The 14569-nt window shown below is 44.5% G+C and carries 11 protein-coding genes and 1 pseudogene; all 12 read right to left on the bottom strand.

The genetic code is table 11. The features are described 5' to 3' along the window. Positions 1 to 589: 589 nt before the first annotated feature. The 12 genes and pseudogenes from BOO20_RS10520 to BOO20_RS10465 all read right to left on the bottom strand — a co-directional run bounded on the left by BOO20_RS10520 (position 590) and on the right by BOO20_RS10465 (position 14523). Positions 590 to 1726, bottom strand: coding sequence for an acyltransferase (locus tag BOO20_RS10520; RefSeq protein ID WP_076792567.1), 1137 nt, complete (start codon positions 1724 to 1726; stop codon positions 590 to 592). Between the two features lie 216 nt (positions 1727 to 1942). Further along, complete coding sequence (locus BOO20_RS10515) at positions 1943 to 3916, bottom strand: acyltransferase family protein (RefSeq protein WP_076792566.1); 1974 nt, start codon at positions 3914 to 3916, stop codon at positions 1943 to 1945. Between the two features lie 47 nt (positions 3917 to 3963). After that, entirely contained in the window at positions 3964 to 4152 is a 189-nt protein-coding gene (locus BOO20_RS10510; RefSeq protein ID WP_076792564.1) for a hypothetical protein, read from the bottom strand. Positions 4153 to 4161: 9 nt separating this feature from the next. After that, positions 4162 to 5367, bottom strand: a complete 1206-nt coding sequence (locus tag BOO20_RS10505; RefSeq protein WP_198935446.1) for a glycosyltransferase family 4 protein — start codon at positions 5365 to 5367, stop codon at positions 4162 to 4164. Then, positions 5367 to 6497 carry a non-hydrolyzing UDP-N-acetylglucosamine 2-epimerase gene (wecB, locus tag BOO20_RS10500; RefSeq protein ID WP_076792563.1) on the bottom strand — a complete coding sequence of 377 codons (1131 nt, stop codon included), beginning with the start codon at positions 6495 to 6497 and terminating at the stop codon, positions 5367 to 5369. Before wecB ends, BOO20_RS10505 begins: the two co-directional genes overlap by 1 nt. Beyond that, complete coding sequence (locus BOO20_RS10495; RefSeq protein ID WP_076792561.1) at positions 6490 to 7500, bottom strand: polysaccharide biosynthesis protein; 1011 nt, start codon at positions 7498 to 7500, stop codon at positions 6490 to 6492. The genes wecB and BOO20_RS10495 overlap by 8 nt, the downstream gene beginning before the upstream one ends. 25 nt (positions 7501 to 7525) lie before the next feature. Next, positions 7526 to 8395 carry an SDR family oxidoreductase gene (locus BOO20_RS10490; protein WP_076792559.1) on the bottom strand — a complete coding sequence of 290 codons (870 nt, stop codon included), beginning with the start codon at positions 8393 to 8395 and terminating at the stop codon, positions 7526 to 7528. A gap of 419 nt (positions 8396 to 8814) precedes the next feature. Next, positions 8815 to 10216: pseudogene (locus tag BOO20_RS10485) on the bottom strand (IS1380 family transposase). A 71-nt stretch (positions 10217 to 10287) separates the two neighbouring features. Further along, positions 10288 to 11475, bottom strand: a complete 1188-nt coding sequence (locus BOO20_RS10480; RefSeq protein ID WP_076792558.1) for a glycosyltransferase — start codon at positions 11473 to 11475, stop codon at positions 10288 to 10290. Next, positions 11459 to 12622 carry a DegT/DnrJ/EryC1/StrS aminotransferase family protein gene (locus BOO20_RS10475; protein ID WP_076792556.1) on the bottom strand — a complete coding sequence of 388 codons (1164 nt, stop codon included), beginning with the start codon at positions 12620 to 12622 and terminating at the stop codon, positions 11459 to 11461. Before BOO20_RS10475 ends, BOO20_RS10480 begins: the two co-directional genes overlap by 17 nt. After that, positions 12615 to 13739 (bottom strand): glycosyltransferase, encoded by a 1125-nt coding sequence (locus BOO20_RS10470; RefSeq protein WP_083694651.1) that lies wholly within the window; start codon positions 13737 to 13739, stop codon positions 12615 to 12617. The genes BOO20_RS10475 and BOO20_RS10470 overlap by 8 nt, the downstream gene beginning before the upstream one ends. Then, positions 13648 to 14523 (bottom strand): alpha-1,2-fucosyltransferase, encoded by an 876-nt coding sequence (locus BOO20_RS10465; protein ID WP_198935445.1) that lies wholly within the window; start codon positions 14521 to 14523, stop codon positions 13648 to 13650. The genes BOO20_RS10470 and BOO20_RS10465 overlap by 92 nt, the downstream gene beginning before the upstream one ends. Positions 14524 to 14569: the final 46 nt, after the last annotated feature.

Genomic DNA, 14569 nt, shown 5'->3' with positions numbered 1-14569 from the left:
TGAGTGATTTCGGAGCTCAATACTATGCCTGTGCTTTCCCCTGTCAACGCTTCCCCATACCATTGCTGTGTATCGAGGCATGACTCGGGGCCATGATGGCTGGCTATGCCTTTCATGTAAGTAACTTTCATACTCTGCTTTCTACCGATCTTAATCGGCGCTTTCACCACGTCCCCAAGTCCACGTCCCCAAGTCCACCTACGTCTGTTGCTGACAGATTCAGCTTCTCCTCGCAGATCAGCTTACAGTTTCCTGCGGGTTCGTTTACCAATAGCTTCACACAAGGCAATTACTTCTCCTGCATGTACTGGCGGTCTCAACTGACTGAACAGTTGGTCTGTTTTACAAGACAACTCCACTACAAGACTTTCACGTCGCACAGTAACTTTCATACTCTACTCTCTACCGGTCTTAATCGGCGCTTTCACCACGTCCCCAAGTTAGCACACGATTATACTCATCGCCAATCAACGGTCGGTCGGCATCGCCATTATCTTTTCAGCCTGTTTTAGAGGGCCGTTAGCGTTCCTGAAGGAACAAACACAACAACAGCGTCAATGATATATATGCTCAATTATTTAAAGCCTTGTTAATTGAGCTTACTATAAGCAAGACTACGTGACTTGTCGCGCAGGGGTTTTTCAAAATAAGTATAAACAAGAGTACTGGTAATGAGCACTACTGAAAGAATAACTGCGTAAGCAATAAATGTTTCAGTAACGGACAATTGGGGAGTGCTGTAGCCATTAATTCCTATTGCTTCCGGACGTTTAAGCAAAACCCTGACAATCTGGTTCGCAACCCACTCTATTGCCGGGTGAGACATATACACCGAATACGAAATTGTGCCTAACCAGGTGAACACTCTGAATTTAAGGACTCTGTTCAGCCAGCCGTCCGGAACAAGTATTAAAGAGGAGATCAACGCTGATCCAAGAAAATACATATATGAGTTAGTGTCATAGTTTATTCTTGTCTGCAGAAATACAACTATTAAAAAAAACATGGCGATCGACAGCCATTTATATCCAGAAGAAATAATTTTTCGATTTTTTATCAATTGAGCCGTCATGCATCCAATAAAAAATCCTGCCGTACAGCGAAACATCGGACCGAATCCCAGTGTAAATCCGGACACAAGCAGAACAGTTGAAATAATGGCAAATAGTGCAAAAAAATGTATTTTTAACCGTTTAAAATAAAGAACTCCGAGCCCGAATATAAGATAGGTATAAAACTCAACGCTTATTGACCATGATGGGTAATTAAATGTTTGTGAAGAATTAGGCAAAACTGACTGGACAAGCAAAATGTTTTGTATGAAGGCAGTAAAATTGTTCCTTTCAAAAGGCACAGAGTTAGGACTTATAATCCCATACTTTACCTGAAATATGTACTTGGCAAATTCAAAAAACAAAAAAACAATTAAAAACAGCAGGTGGACAGGATAGAGTCTTCCAAACCTTAAAAACTGGAAACGAACCAAATCTTTTATTGAAAAAATTTTATCCCCATAAGCATTAAACAAAACAAAACCGGAAAGCACAAAAAACAACTCAACCATTAATGATCCGTTATCTACGACAGGAATATAACAGACAGGATTCCACTTTGGTATATGCCCAAAAACTATAAGCAGTGCAGCCAAACCCCGTATACTCTCTAATTCTTCAATTTTTTTCGGTTGATAAATCTCTCTTTGATCAATACATATATCATTACGCATACCGCTCCTTATTGTATTTCAGAGAAACCAGATTTTCGCTCCGTCCTGCAGACACGAACAGTAAAGTCATATACAAATCCTCACCTGAATAAATCATATCCTGAACTGCCAGACAATACACAAGAACAAAAGCCGAGGTCAGCATCGGCCATAATTATCCTCAAAACGGACAATATCATCTATTACACCTTTCAACAAGGAAGCTGGTTTTCTCTGTCATTGATTTATCGACATTTCCCGGAAAACGTCATCGAAGACCGGCGAGATAAATCGGGATCCTGCAGTCGATAAATGATTGTAATCAATAAAAAGGCCTTTATTGTGATACATAACCAAAGAGTATCCTTTTTTGTCAAAAAACAACTTTTCAGGATGCACAAGCCTAACGTGTGGCAAACTGGCCAATTCTGTCAGAATCGATAAAACTTCTTTATTCTGTTTTTGATATTCGAAAACTGTAGGAGAAATCTTGGGATAGTCTGGAGTTGTCCCAAATCTATGAGCCAAAAAAAGAAAGCGGTTGGGATCCTCTTTCAAAGTTGGCGTGTCACAAATCAAAACGACGTTCTTTCCTATCTTCAGAAGGGCATTGACCGATCTCGAAAGACCGGTTTTCAACAAGATCGGATATGTTTGTTTGCCTTTCAATTCACCTGTCACATCAACTAACACCCTCATTGCCGACCAATAGCCGCCAATGAATACCGTTTTGATATTCGGGCGCGCCTTGATAAAATCAATTATTCGTTGATTGTACTGCGCCTCATCGAAATTCTCTCCAGTGACCATATCCAATCCGAGAAGCGGACGAATTCCGCCATGTGCCATGTTATAACCGGACAACCCGTATTTTTCAGCCATATTGGTTAGCGCACCCACTAACGTAATGCCATGGGAGTCTCCCCAAATGACAAAACAAGGTTCAGTCTCAATGTTACCTATCAATGACGGAAGTTTTCCTTCATTCAATCCTTCAAGGTTTTTGTCGTTTTTCTGGTAGAATCTGAACTGAGGATCTGCATTCATGTCTGCACCTATACCAGCTTCTTTATCTTCGGGAAACCGATAAGCCATTCCTTTTTGAAGATAAATCACAACCCCGATTGACGCAGCAACAACCATTACCGTTAAAGCAAATGCAAAAAGCTGTTTTCTTTCAGCAAAAATGGGATGATCGTTTCGAAATGGCCGTTCGATAAAGTGATATGAGAGTATGGAACAAACAAAACAAAGAAATAGTATTTCGATAATTTCATATGGGTACAGATTACGAAAAATTAAAAACCTCGCAAAAGAAATAATCGGCCAGTGCCATAGATAAAGTGAATATGAAATAAGTCCTATAGAGACTAAAAGTTTGGTACTCAGCAACCGACTTATAACAGATTCACCATCCATACCGCTGTAAATAAGCAGAGTGGATGCCACCGCAGGAACCAATGCAGCAGATCCAGGGAACATAGTGGAAGATGAAAAAAAGATCGTAGCATAGGCAAAAAGAGACAAGCCAAGAAATGCTAGCAGGTTGCGCAGCAAGGATGTCCGAAGTTTCGGAAGGACGTCCAGAGACAGGATTGAACCAAAAAGGAACTCCCATGCCCGGGTAGGAAACATATAAAACGTGGCACGCTGATGAACATTAACTCCGTAAATACAAGCAATCAGCGAAAGTAATCCTGTGCCCAGCAACCACGGAAGGTATCGTTTCGATGAAAACCGATGAAGAGCTACGAGCATCAGAGGATAAAAGATGTAGTATTGTTCTTCAACAGCCAGTGACCATGTATGCAATAATGGTTTGGTAAAATTCTCAGGTTCAAAGTATCCGTTTTGCGACCAGAACAGAATATTTGATGAGAAAAAAGTGGTAGTAGTGATACTTTCTCCAAGCAACTTGAATGCAATCGGAAAAAAAAGATAGGACCCAACAAGCAATACAAAAAACATCACGAGAAAAAGTGCAGGAAAAACCCTTCTTATCCGTCTTTCATAAAATCCTGCAATAGAAAATGTTCCATCATGAATTTCTTTGAGGATAATAGAAGTGATAAGAAAACCGGAAATAACAAAAAAAACATCAACACCAACATAGCCACCTGAAAACCCGGAAATACCAGCATGATAAAATATGACAACCAGTACGGCTATGGCTCTCAGACCATCAATATCAGCCCTGTACGGTAACGACATTAAATAGGGGTAAGCGGTTTACGATAAAGTTAACGATCATCAAGCTATCAAGAAATTAGTAGTAATTGTCCTGTTTGCCGGTCAATAAATTCGGCGATGAATTGAGATAGACCGAAATCGGCTGCCTTTTCGATCCCGAATTTGAATTTCAGGTAACCTTCCCTGAGGTTTCCAACCTCAATTTCGCTAATCCCTCTCCCCCTGCTGCACTGTTGAATGGCCTGAACATTTATCATGATGCAGCATCATTTTTTACCAAAAGCAGAAACAATTTGCGTTACGGCAGTTTCTGGTGAAAACAAGTTTGCGTAAAGAGCTTTGCATCTATTTTTCATACCATGATCTGCATCAATCGCCTTGATTAAATCTAAAGACTGGTGCACCAAAGTGTCTGCCGTTCCGTCTTCACTGACACGTCCGACATTTTCCTGTCGGATCATTGCCGCCAAATCATTTCCCGGATTTATATTAGCTAAAACTGGTAGACCGCTTTTCATGTACGTTAAAAATTTACCGGGAATATTATGCGACTTGTGTCTTGGATCAAGCGCAATCAGCCCTACTGTACATTGCTCATAAAGGCCAGGGATTTCATCCGGATCGATTTCATTGTGGAACAAAACATTGTTGAGCTCCCGATATTGAGCAGCTTCCGATAGCTTCTTAGTCTCACTGCCCCTACCGACAAATAAAAACCCGATATTGTTCATGGATCGTAATCGCTCTGCAAGATCCAGCAAAATGCCCATCCCCTGAGCTATCCCCATATTTCCGGCATAAACGAAAACTTTTCTGCCAGCCAACTTTGAGTTTGCAAGAGAGATCGAGCACCTGGTAATCGGCAAATCAGCCAACCAGTTCTGCAGCACTTCAAGCTTGCGGCCACGCTTTTGCTGCCAGTCGCTAAAATATTCCAGATTGCCAGGCGTCTGCACCCCGATAATATCGGCAACACCATATTGGTAACGAGCAACGGCATCAAAAAACCGGTATGGCAAACCTCTTCCCATCAAGCCCATATCAACCGCCCATTCAGGAAATATGTCGCGAATAATAAGGTAGCCCTTACAAGCGCTTTTCTCTTTAAGTGTTTTCGCCAGGGGACCATGAAAAATGGATGGTGCATACCATACCACACCATCCCACGTTTCGTCGAAGATTGGACTCTTACGAAGGTTCCTGCGCATTAAAAACGGCATGAAAAACTCTCCGATCGTACGCCTAACGTAGTCGATGTCCTTCGTCTCTGGCGCATGCAAGCGCAGAACCCGAACACCGTCCCTCACGTCCATCTGCCATGGATCTTTAATTTCAGCAGACGGTAACATCACTGTCAGTTCATGCCCTTGCCGGACGAACTCACGCGACAGATCTCTGAGTTGTACTGCCCCAGAAGTGCGTAAAGGAGGAAATGTATCTGCTATGAGAGCAATACGCATCTGACGCGTCATCAATACTGTTTCCAGACAACGCGCTTCACGTAATCTGTATAGCTATGGATAATACGAACGATTTTATCGGAAACATTGGGCATACTGTAGTCAGAAACAAGGCGCAGAATGCGTTCCGAGCCCCTCGTCTGGCCTTCCAGAATAGACAATCCTTGGCGCACTCTTTGTACTTCCAGCCCAACCATCATCACAGCAGCTTCTTCCATACCCTCGGGTCTCTCGTGCGACTCTCGCAGGTTAAGCGCAGGGAAATTCAAAATGGAAGACTCTTCTGTGATGGTGCCGCTGTCAGATAGAACCGCCTTGGCATTCATTTGCAAATGCACGTAGTCATAGAAACCCAATGGCTTCATCAGCTGTACCTTAGGATGGAAATTTGCGCCTGTTGTATCGACGCGCTTTTGCGTTCGTGGGTGAGTTGACACAACCACTGGCAGCCCATGATCCTCAGCCACAGCATTAAGTACTTCTACCAGTTTGTGGAAGCTGTGGTCAGATTCAATGTTTTCTTCACGGTGGGCACTCACCACAAAGTACTGTCTTGGAGTCAGTTCCATACGCGCAAGTGCATTGCAGCCTCTAATCTGTGGCATGTAGTAGTTCAGTACTTCGTACATAGGGCTGCCGGTTTTGATCACCTGGTCAGGGGGGAACCCCTCTCTCAGCAGATTCTCCCTAGCGATGGTGCTGTAGGTTAAATTAATGTCTGCTGTGTGGTCCACAATACGTCGGTTGGTTTCCTCTGGCACACGTTGGTCATAACAACGGTTACCCGCCTCCATATGGAAAATCGGGACCTTGCGACGTTTGGCGGGAATCACCGATAAACAACTGTTTGTATCGCCAAGCACAAGCATCGCCTCTGGCCGCACTTGTGCTAACACATCGTCAATTGCTGTGATTAGGTTACCAATAGTGTTGGCGGCACTGGTGCTCCCCACCGCGCTATTTAAGAAATAGTCGGGCTTTCGAACACCCAAATCATCAAAAAACACTTGATTGAGTTCGTAATCGTAGTTCTGGCCAGTATGCACTAACACGTGTTCACAGTGTTTATCAAGCATAGCGACTACACGCGATAAGCGAATAATTTCCGGTCTAGTGCCAACTACCGTAATGATCTTAAGCATTTAATGCCTCCCGAATCAGCTCTTGCGCAAGTAGAAGTTGTTTAACTTCATCTATATTGAGACGCCTAGTGTTGTGTGAAGTGTAATCATCTATTTCCGAGATTGCTGTCTCTCCACTCACGAAATATTTTGCATAGTTTAGGTCACGCGAATCGGCAGGGATACGGAAGTAATCGCCCAAATCTTCCGAGCGCGCCATCTCTTCTCGTGAAACAAGCGATTCATAAAGCTTTTCTCCGTGACGGGTGCCTATGATCTTAATCTCGTTATTCTTCCTCAATAATTGGCGCATTGCCTCAGCTAAATCCCCCACTGTTGAGGCTGGTGCTTTTTGCACGAAGATGTCACCAGGACGAGCATGCTCAAAAGCATATAGCACTAAATCGACTGATTCCTCCAACGACATCAGAAATCGCGTCATCGTGGGATCGGTAATGGTGAGCGGTGTACCATCTTGAAGTTGCTGCAGAAACAGCGGAATCACAGATCCCCGTGAGGCCATAACATTTCCATACCGTGTGGCAGTCAGTATAGTCTTAGCCGGATCGCAAAGCCTAGACTTAGCTACCATGACTTTTTCCATCATCGCCTTTGACATACCCATCGCATTGATCGGATAGACTGCCTTGTCAGTGGACAGAACAACGACGCGCTCAACTCCTCGGTCAATCGCCGCACGCATCACATTTTCGGCCCCAATTACGTTCGTTTTAATTGCTTCCATGGGGTAAAACTCACAAGATGGTACTTGCTTAAGTGCGGCGGCATGAAACACATAGTCTACGTCCTTTAGCGCATCGTGTATACCGTCGTAATCGCGCACATCCCCGATGTAAAACTTCACTTTGTCACTCTTCAGTGTAATGCGCATATCCTCCTGCTTTTTTTCGTCTCGACTGAAAACGCGAATCTCTGCGAAGTCCGATTTGAGGAAGCGCTGCAATACTGCATTTCCAAAACTGCCTGTACCTCCAGTAATCAGCAATATTTTGTCTTTGAACATGATTTCCAGGTTTTAAAAATATTGATTAGCGAGGTAGATCTTTAAAATCACGCATTCGCTTTACTAAATCGGACCAAGTTGGTGGCTGGTAACAAGTAGCGTTGCGAAAACGTTCTGAGTTCAAGGAACGGTCAATGACAAACTTGTCATCGTGAATGACCTTAACCTTGCATCCATAGGCATTCGCCAGCAATTTGAGCAAAGAGTACTTGTCAATTGGATCTGCAGAGACATGGTAAAGACCTCGCAGTTCTGGATGCGGCAAAACATACTGATCAATCACACGAGCTAACTCGACCGTTGGCAAGCCAGAAAACACGGCTTTGCTGAAACCATGTACCGGTTCAACTTGGGATAAGAACCATTCGACTAACCCATGGGCACTATTCAGTTCATGACCGATAATCGAAGTTCGCAGCGTTATGGCATTTTCGTAGTCCACCTCACCTATAAGTTTGCTACGTCCATACAGATCTTTAGCATCAGGAGGATCACTCTCAAGATACCCGCCTTTCTCACCCGAGAACACACAGTCTGTGCTGACATGTATTAAGCGCGCACCGGCCAGTTGACTCAAACGCACTAGACGATGTGGCAACAGTGCATTTATCGGGATAGCGGTCAACGGATCATCAGCCTCTGCCAACTGCTTGATAATGCCAATGCAGTTAATGACGACATCGGGCTTTATCTGTGCGAACAAGCGGGTAAGACTGTCTAGGTTCTCGACATCTATGTCGGCTATAATTTCAGCATTAGGTGCATAAGCATTCAAAACTTTAATAGACTCGTAATTACGAACCGAACCGTAAACATCGAAGGAAGAGCGTTCTGCAAACCAGCGCAGAAGAGAATTACCGAGCATTCCGCTGGCGCCAAGAATTAACAGTTTCATAATTCTAACTACTTGAACCGTTGACTAAATAAAGAACCCCGCCGCAAGCAGCGGGGTATTTTGAAGACAACTCTATTATGCTTTACGCCTCAAGAGGCGGGGAATATGACCCATAGAGATTCAAAATCGCTCAACTCAGGTTGACATCCTGAATAATTCATGAGACTCGATAAAGCCAGACAATCGAAGCAAAAATGAATTGCCGATAGAGGCATCGAACTCGAAATCCGTCCACAACCCGCATCCGGTCAATAATCCGAAGCATCACAGGTTGTTCAGCGATGCCAAACAGGTGTTTTTCGCAAGCTGAAAATGGGAGTCAGGAACAGATGGCATGCACTTTACCCTCGGCACCATGATTCCGTGATGCCCCCCATTATAGAGTGCTGTTCAATCTCACCGTCTTCGTTGTTCCTGCGTCAGGTTGTCATCGATGGCTGAGGAACCGAGCGCAGATGTTCAAGGAGTGCAAAGCATTTGTTCAGTATAGCTTGCTCGGGGCATGCCGATGGCAGATGCAGTTTGATTCTTGTTTTCATCTCAATGACTCTGGCTCCGACTTTCAAGAGTATCAGTCGGATGCTTGCAAAGTTCGCCGTAGCAAGACTCGTGCCTTTGAGTAGATTTGAGCGAAATGCATGCAGCACGACATAGGCCGCCGAATGCAGGAACAGGCGGAACTGGTTGGCAAGAAAGCGGTGACAGGAGGTACGGTCGCTCCTGGTATAGGTCTTGTGCTCCTTGATGTAGAGCTCGTCATTGCCTCGAAGGCTGTAAATCTGTTCGTGAAGCGCCTTGGCCTTTGCCTCCAGCAAGTCGGTGCTGATGAATCGGACATTCAAGCCTTTGTCGGTCATTTCCACCTTGGCAACCACCTTGCGTGCTTCACTCCAGCTCTTGGCCTGATACCAGAGGGTATGGTAGCGGCGGTAGCCTGGTTTCTGTTGTTTTACCTCGTTGATGATGGACTCGACATACCGGTACAGGACTTCATTGCCCCCAAGGCCGGTCACGCTATAGCAGTTCTGTTGTTGTGCAAGGAAGGTAAAGAGTTCCGGCACACCGTAATGGCTGTCGCCCCGATAGACAATGATGGTCTCCGGCCATTACTGGCGGATATGGTGAATGATACGCTTCACGTATGAGACGATCTCTTTGCCGAAAGGACGCCTGCCGGGTCACAGGATCGAGGTGATCAGTTTGCCGCTCAGCCCTTCGAAAACATGCATCGGCTGGTAACAGGTCTCCTGATGGTAGCACTGAACAAGGCCAGTTGCTGTTTGCCGTGAACAACGTCGTCAGTGTCGTCGAAATCCAGAACGATAACGGGAGGCTCTTCGGTGTAGGAGGTGAGAAAATGGTTCAGCAAACCGATGGCCATGCGATAAAGTTCAGCGCGGCTGACCATGTTTTCAAGCCTGCTGAACGTAGGCTGACTGGCAAGATCAAGGCCGCTGTCCGGCAAACGGTCAAGGTCCATCTTCAAGGCAGGATCATTGCGCAAGGTATTGCTGTCATTGCCATCTTCGTAACCGCAGGCGATCTGGTAGACACGCTGCGCAGGAAGCTCAGTGATCGGATGCATAACCGAAGAAGACCGACGGGTATCGGTGATGCAGTTGGTCAGAGCAGAGATAATACCGGTTCTGAATTCGGTTTCGCTCAGAAGCAAGACGTCGGCATCGCTGGTAACGCTACCACCATGGAAATCAAGGGTCACTTTTTGCCTTGGACCGGGGCAAGGGAAGCTACGGGAAAAGGCTCAAATAAAGATTGCTGGGTATGCTGCCCGGTGTTTATATTCGTGGAAAGGGAGTGCATGGATATCGCATGTATCTTATTGGCTTAAGCATCAATAAAATAATGAATTGCGTAGTCATGCGCCCCTTTTTTTATTGCCCACGTGAATTATTCAGGACATTTGAGGATCTCTTATAATGGCGTCCCAGCTTCGCAAAATATTCGAATGTATCATGAGCGCAACGTTGCCATGAATAATATAGAGATCGTTCATAATTAACATTAGCAAATTTGGACCGCAATGATGGCGATGCCAACATTTCCAGCAATACATGGGCAATTTCTTCTGGATGTTCCGGATTGTAATAAATACCACCATCCTTTAGAACTTCTGGCATCGGCCCACGGTCAGAACAAGCTATCGGTAATCCGGATGCCATTTTTTCAAGAAGAATATTGGGTAAATTCTCACAGCTCGAGGCAAAGACTGCAGCATCGGCCCGGTTTAACATAAGCGGCAATTCGTTGAATGGAAGTACTCCGTAATATTTACACCATAATCCATCCGGATCATACGTTTGCAAGCTCTTATGCAAATATTTCAAAGCCATGGAACTTCCTGATGCACCGTTCATCTCCAACAAAATTTCCCATCCTGTCTCCTGCCTTAACTTGGCCACGGCTTCCACAAGATTCCATTGATGCTTATAGGGTTCAACACTTGAAATATAAACCAATCGAAAGGGATCTGATGAACTGCATTCATTTATCAAACGTGCAGGTCTCGGACGCTGAAAAAAAAAGGAGGTAATACCGAAAGGTATGGTCACGTGATTTCTGACTGGCACTTTATTCAACCGCATGATTACCATTCTGGCATAATCAGACAGAAATATGACACCATCGGCTTTCCTGAAAGAATGAGATTGAGATATACGCAAAAGAAAAAGTTTGATAGTCATCGTCGATGCCCCATACCTTAATAATTCCGGCAGCTCGAAGGGCAAAAGATTCAGACTTGCCGTAACGATTGGTCGAAATGAGGTAGCGAATGAGCCTCCAGGAACAAAGAGCATATCACATTGAGCCGAAAGCAATTCCTTTCCGAGTTCGTTGCGTTGCCATAGTGCCCTTTTGAGATAGTGCCCTTCATTGATCACAAGGTTTGAGCGTTTTTCCAGCCACAGTCGATTGTCAATTTGATCAAGGATAACTTGCGGCGCCCAAACAATCACTTTCTTGATTCCATGAGCAATGGGATCTGCGACACGCAATAGCTCAACGAGATAGGTAACACCCCCGCCAACTCGGCTATTCGAAGCATCAATTCCGAGTATCATCAAGGAGCTGCTGAATTGTTGATGTTACTCTTTGCACATTTTCCATGGTCATTATCGGGTAAATCGGCAATGACACACACCCATCATAAATACGTTGACTGTTCGGAAACATCTTTTCACTCAGGCCATAGGTCTCTCGCCAATACGGCTGAAGATGAAGGGGGATATAATGAACACTGCATCCGATCCCCATCTCAAACATTTTCTGAATAAATTCGTCACGACCAATTCTTAAACCTTCTGCCAAACAAATGACATATAAATGCCAGGAGTGTTGTTCTCCTTTCCGGGGTTTTGGAGGCAGACGCAACGGTAAATCTGCCAATTTTGCATCATATGCTTCGGCAATCCTGGTGCGATGTTCATGAAAAGCCCGTACTTTCTTTAATTGATGGATGCCAAGGCAGGCGGCAATATCCGTCATGTTGTATTTAAACCCGGGTGCGAGGATTTCATAATACCAAGCCGGCGCTTTCGAGTTAAAACGGTTGAACACATCCTTGCTAATACCGTGAAGCCGCATCATACGCACACGTTTCGATAGAGCAGGATTGCGGGTGACCAACATCCCTCCTTCTCCCGTCGTCATTGTTTTGTTGGAATAAAAACTGAAAACAGTTGCATCCGTATCAAGTGTACCGATCAATTGGCCATCGTATGTTGTGGGCAGTGCATGAGCTGCATCTTCAACCACATGCAGATTATGGCGTTTAGCCAATTCGATCAGTGACCCCATATCGGCAGACAAACCTCCGAAATGAACGGGAATTATCGCTTTTGTCTTTGGCGTTATTGCGTCTTCTATAGCCGCAACATCAATGCAATAAGTTTCCGGATCCACATCAACGAAAACCGGTTTGGCATCGAGATAACGAATAACTTCAGCTGTCGCGGTAAAGGTATAACTTACGGTGATCACTTCATCACCTTGGCCAACACCGACAGCTTCAAGAGCAAGATGCAGACCAGAGGTAGCTGAATTAACTGCAATAGCCTCCACACCACCGCCAATAAACTCCGCAAAATCTTTTTCAAACTTATTGACTTTTGGCCCGGTTGTCACCCAACCTGCACGCAAAGAATCAACAACCTCTGCAATCTCATCCTCACCGATCTCAAGATTAAAAAATGGTATAAAATCAGTCATTAGAAATTCTGTTCATAGTTGTTTCAGCCCATTTGTCGGCAAGTCGCTTCGGCAATAACGTACCAAAATATCTTTCTTTCAGTAGCTCATAAAGACATCCTGATAAGAGCAATTCTCGCAAAATATAAATGTATGTGATGAGATTTTTTTCCTCTTTATGCAAGACATCTCGGGCATTTGCCCAAACCTTGCGACTATAAACAAAATTCACCTCTTCTTCAATTTCATGCCTTACCCAGTCAACAAATCCGACCCACTCATTCACATTCATTTCCACAGAAGGATCTCTTTGACCGTTTTTTCGAAGATAATGGCAAATTGTAGACGCAAAATCATAGTATATCGATCTCATACCAGACTCTTCATGCGATATTTGTCTGGCATGTCTTCGTATCTTGACCAGCGGCTGGTTTATACACGTAATATTTCCTTTCTCTGATAAACGAAACCAGAAGTCATGATCCTGAGACCTGACAATTCTTTCATTATAGCCACCAATCTGTCGAGCAACATCAGCTCTGATAAAGGCAGAAGAATGAGGAAAAAATCTTTGATAACGTTCAAGATTCCTGACAAGTTTTGAATGGGACGTTGGGTAATGTTGTAAATTGAGAAATTTTCCGGCATCATCAATCTCTACGAAATCCGAACCTGCCAATACAACGCTATGATTAGACTTCAAACGATTATAAAATACCTTTAATCGATCGGGCATACATAAATCATCAGCATCGAGCCTGGCGATCCAATGACCTTTTGCAACTCGAATTCCGCAGTTCAGCGAATCAGCAAGACCAGTATTATTTTTGTCAATAATAACGACCCTCGAATCTGTTGCCGCAAAATGGCGGATAATTTCGAGCGATTGATCAGTGCTCCCATCATTGACAATGATGAATTCAAAATTGCCATAGGTCTGCTTCAGCACACTCGGTATCGACTCATCAAGCCAAGATGCTCCGTTGTAAACAGCCATGAGTACTGTAATCGAAGGGGTTTGCACTTTTATTGGAGACAATTCGTGTTTACATCTTAATCCAGCGTTCCGGCAATAATCCTTTGAAGCCCCACGACCTGCCCATTTCCCCCTCTTTTCCTGGTGCAATAACCAGAGCATTCGGATTGTCAGATAGCCAGGCACCCCACCAACTGAATGTACTGTTGGCAATAACAAAATTACTGCATCTGCTCATCAGCCAAAGATCGGCGTATGCATTTTCATCTCCCTTGTTATGAGCCACGATGGTTATCCGATCATCCGGCAATGGAATTTTCATACGGGCAGCTTCCGGCTTGTCAGAAAAAACAAAATAATGTGCATCGGACACACGTTTTTCCATTTCAGCTACAGCACGGCCATAGTACCCCATAAAAACGTTGTCGTTTCCATTGACTCCGGGATCTTCAAAAAAACGCACATGAACAGCGACAGCTTCATGGGCATTAATTTTCCTCGCCATATCGAGATTGACCGGGTCGTCAGGAGGTTTGATCTGAAGATCACTTCGGATAGTTGATTTCACATCCCCGAAATATTCTTCGCTTTGCCAGTATCCCTCAAGTTGTAAAACACCATGCGGTATTACTTCAAGTAGACGGGAATCGAAGTCTACGCCTTCCTGCAGGATATAACTACGCCCTTCAAACGGATACAATTGGCTGAATCGCCGTATGATGTTACGGCGCAACCTGGAAAACGGCTCCATCCTTTCGAAAGCGGTTGCCATCCGGCAGGGTATGTGAAAATGATCCAGTTGGTAGTGACGGTTGTAAATTTTATCATATCGGAATCCGCTCACATTGTCCAGAATCAGTTCCACATTGTTCTTCAGAGCCAGACGTCGCGCAGCGGCATAACAAAAAAGCTGATTTCCTATACCACCAAAAATACGGGCAACCACTTTCGACGCCTCACGCATAAGAAAAAAATATTAATGCTGTTTGAAC

The organism is Chlorobium sp. KB01, assembly GCF_001975465.1.
Taxonomy (GTDB): domain Bacteria; phylum Bacteroidota; class Chlorobiia; order Chlorobiales; family Chlorobiaceae; genus Chlorobium.
Note: the sequence above shows the minus strand (reverse complement) of the source record. Positions and strands in the feature narration are given on the sequence as shown.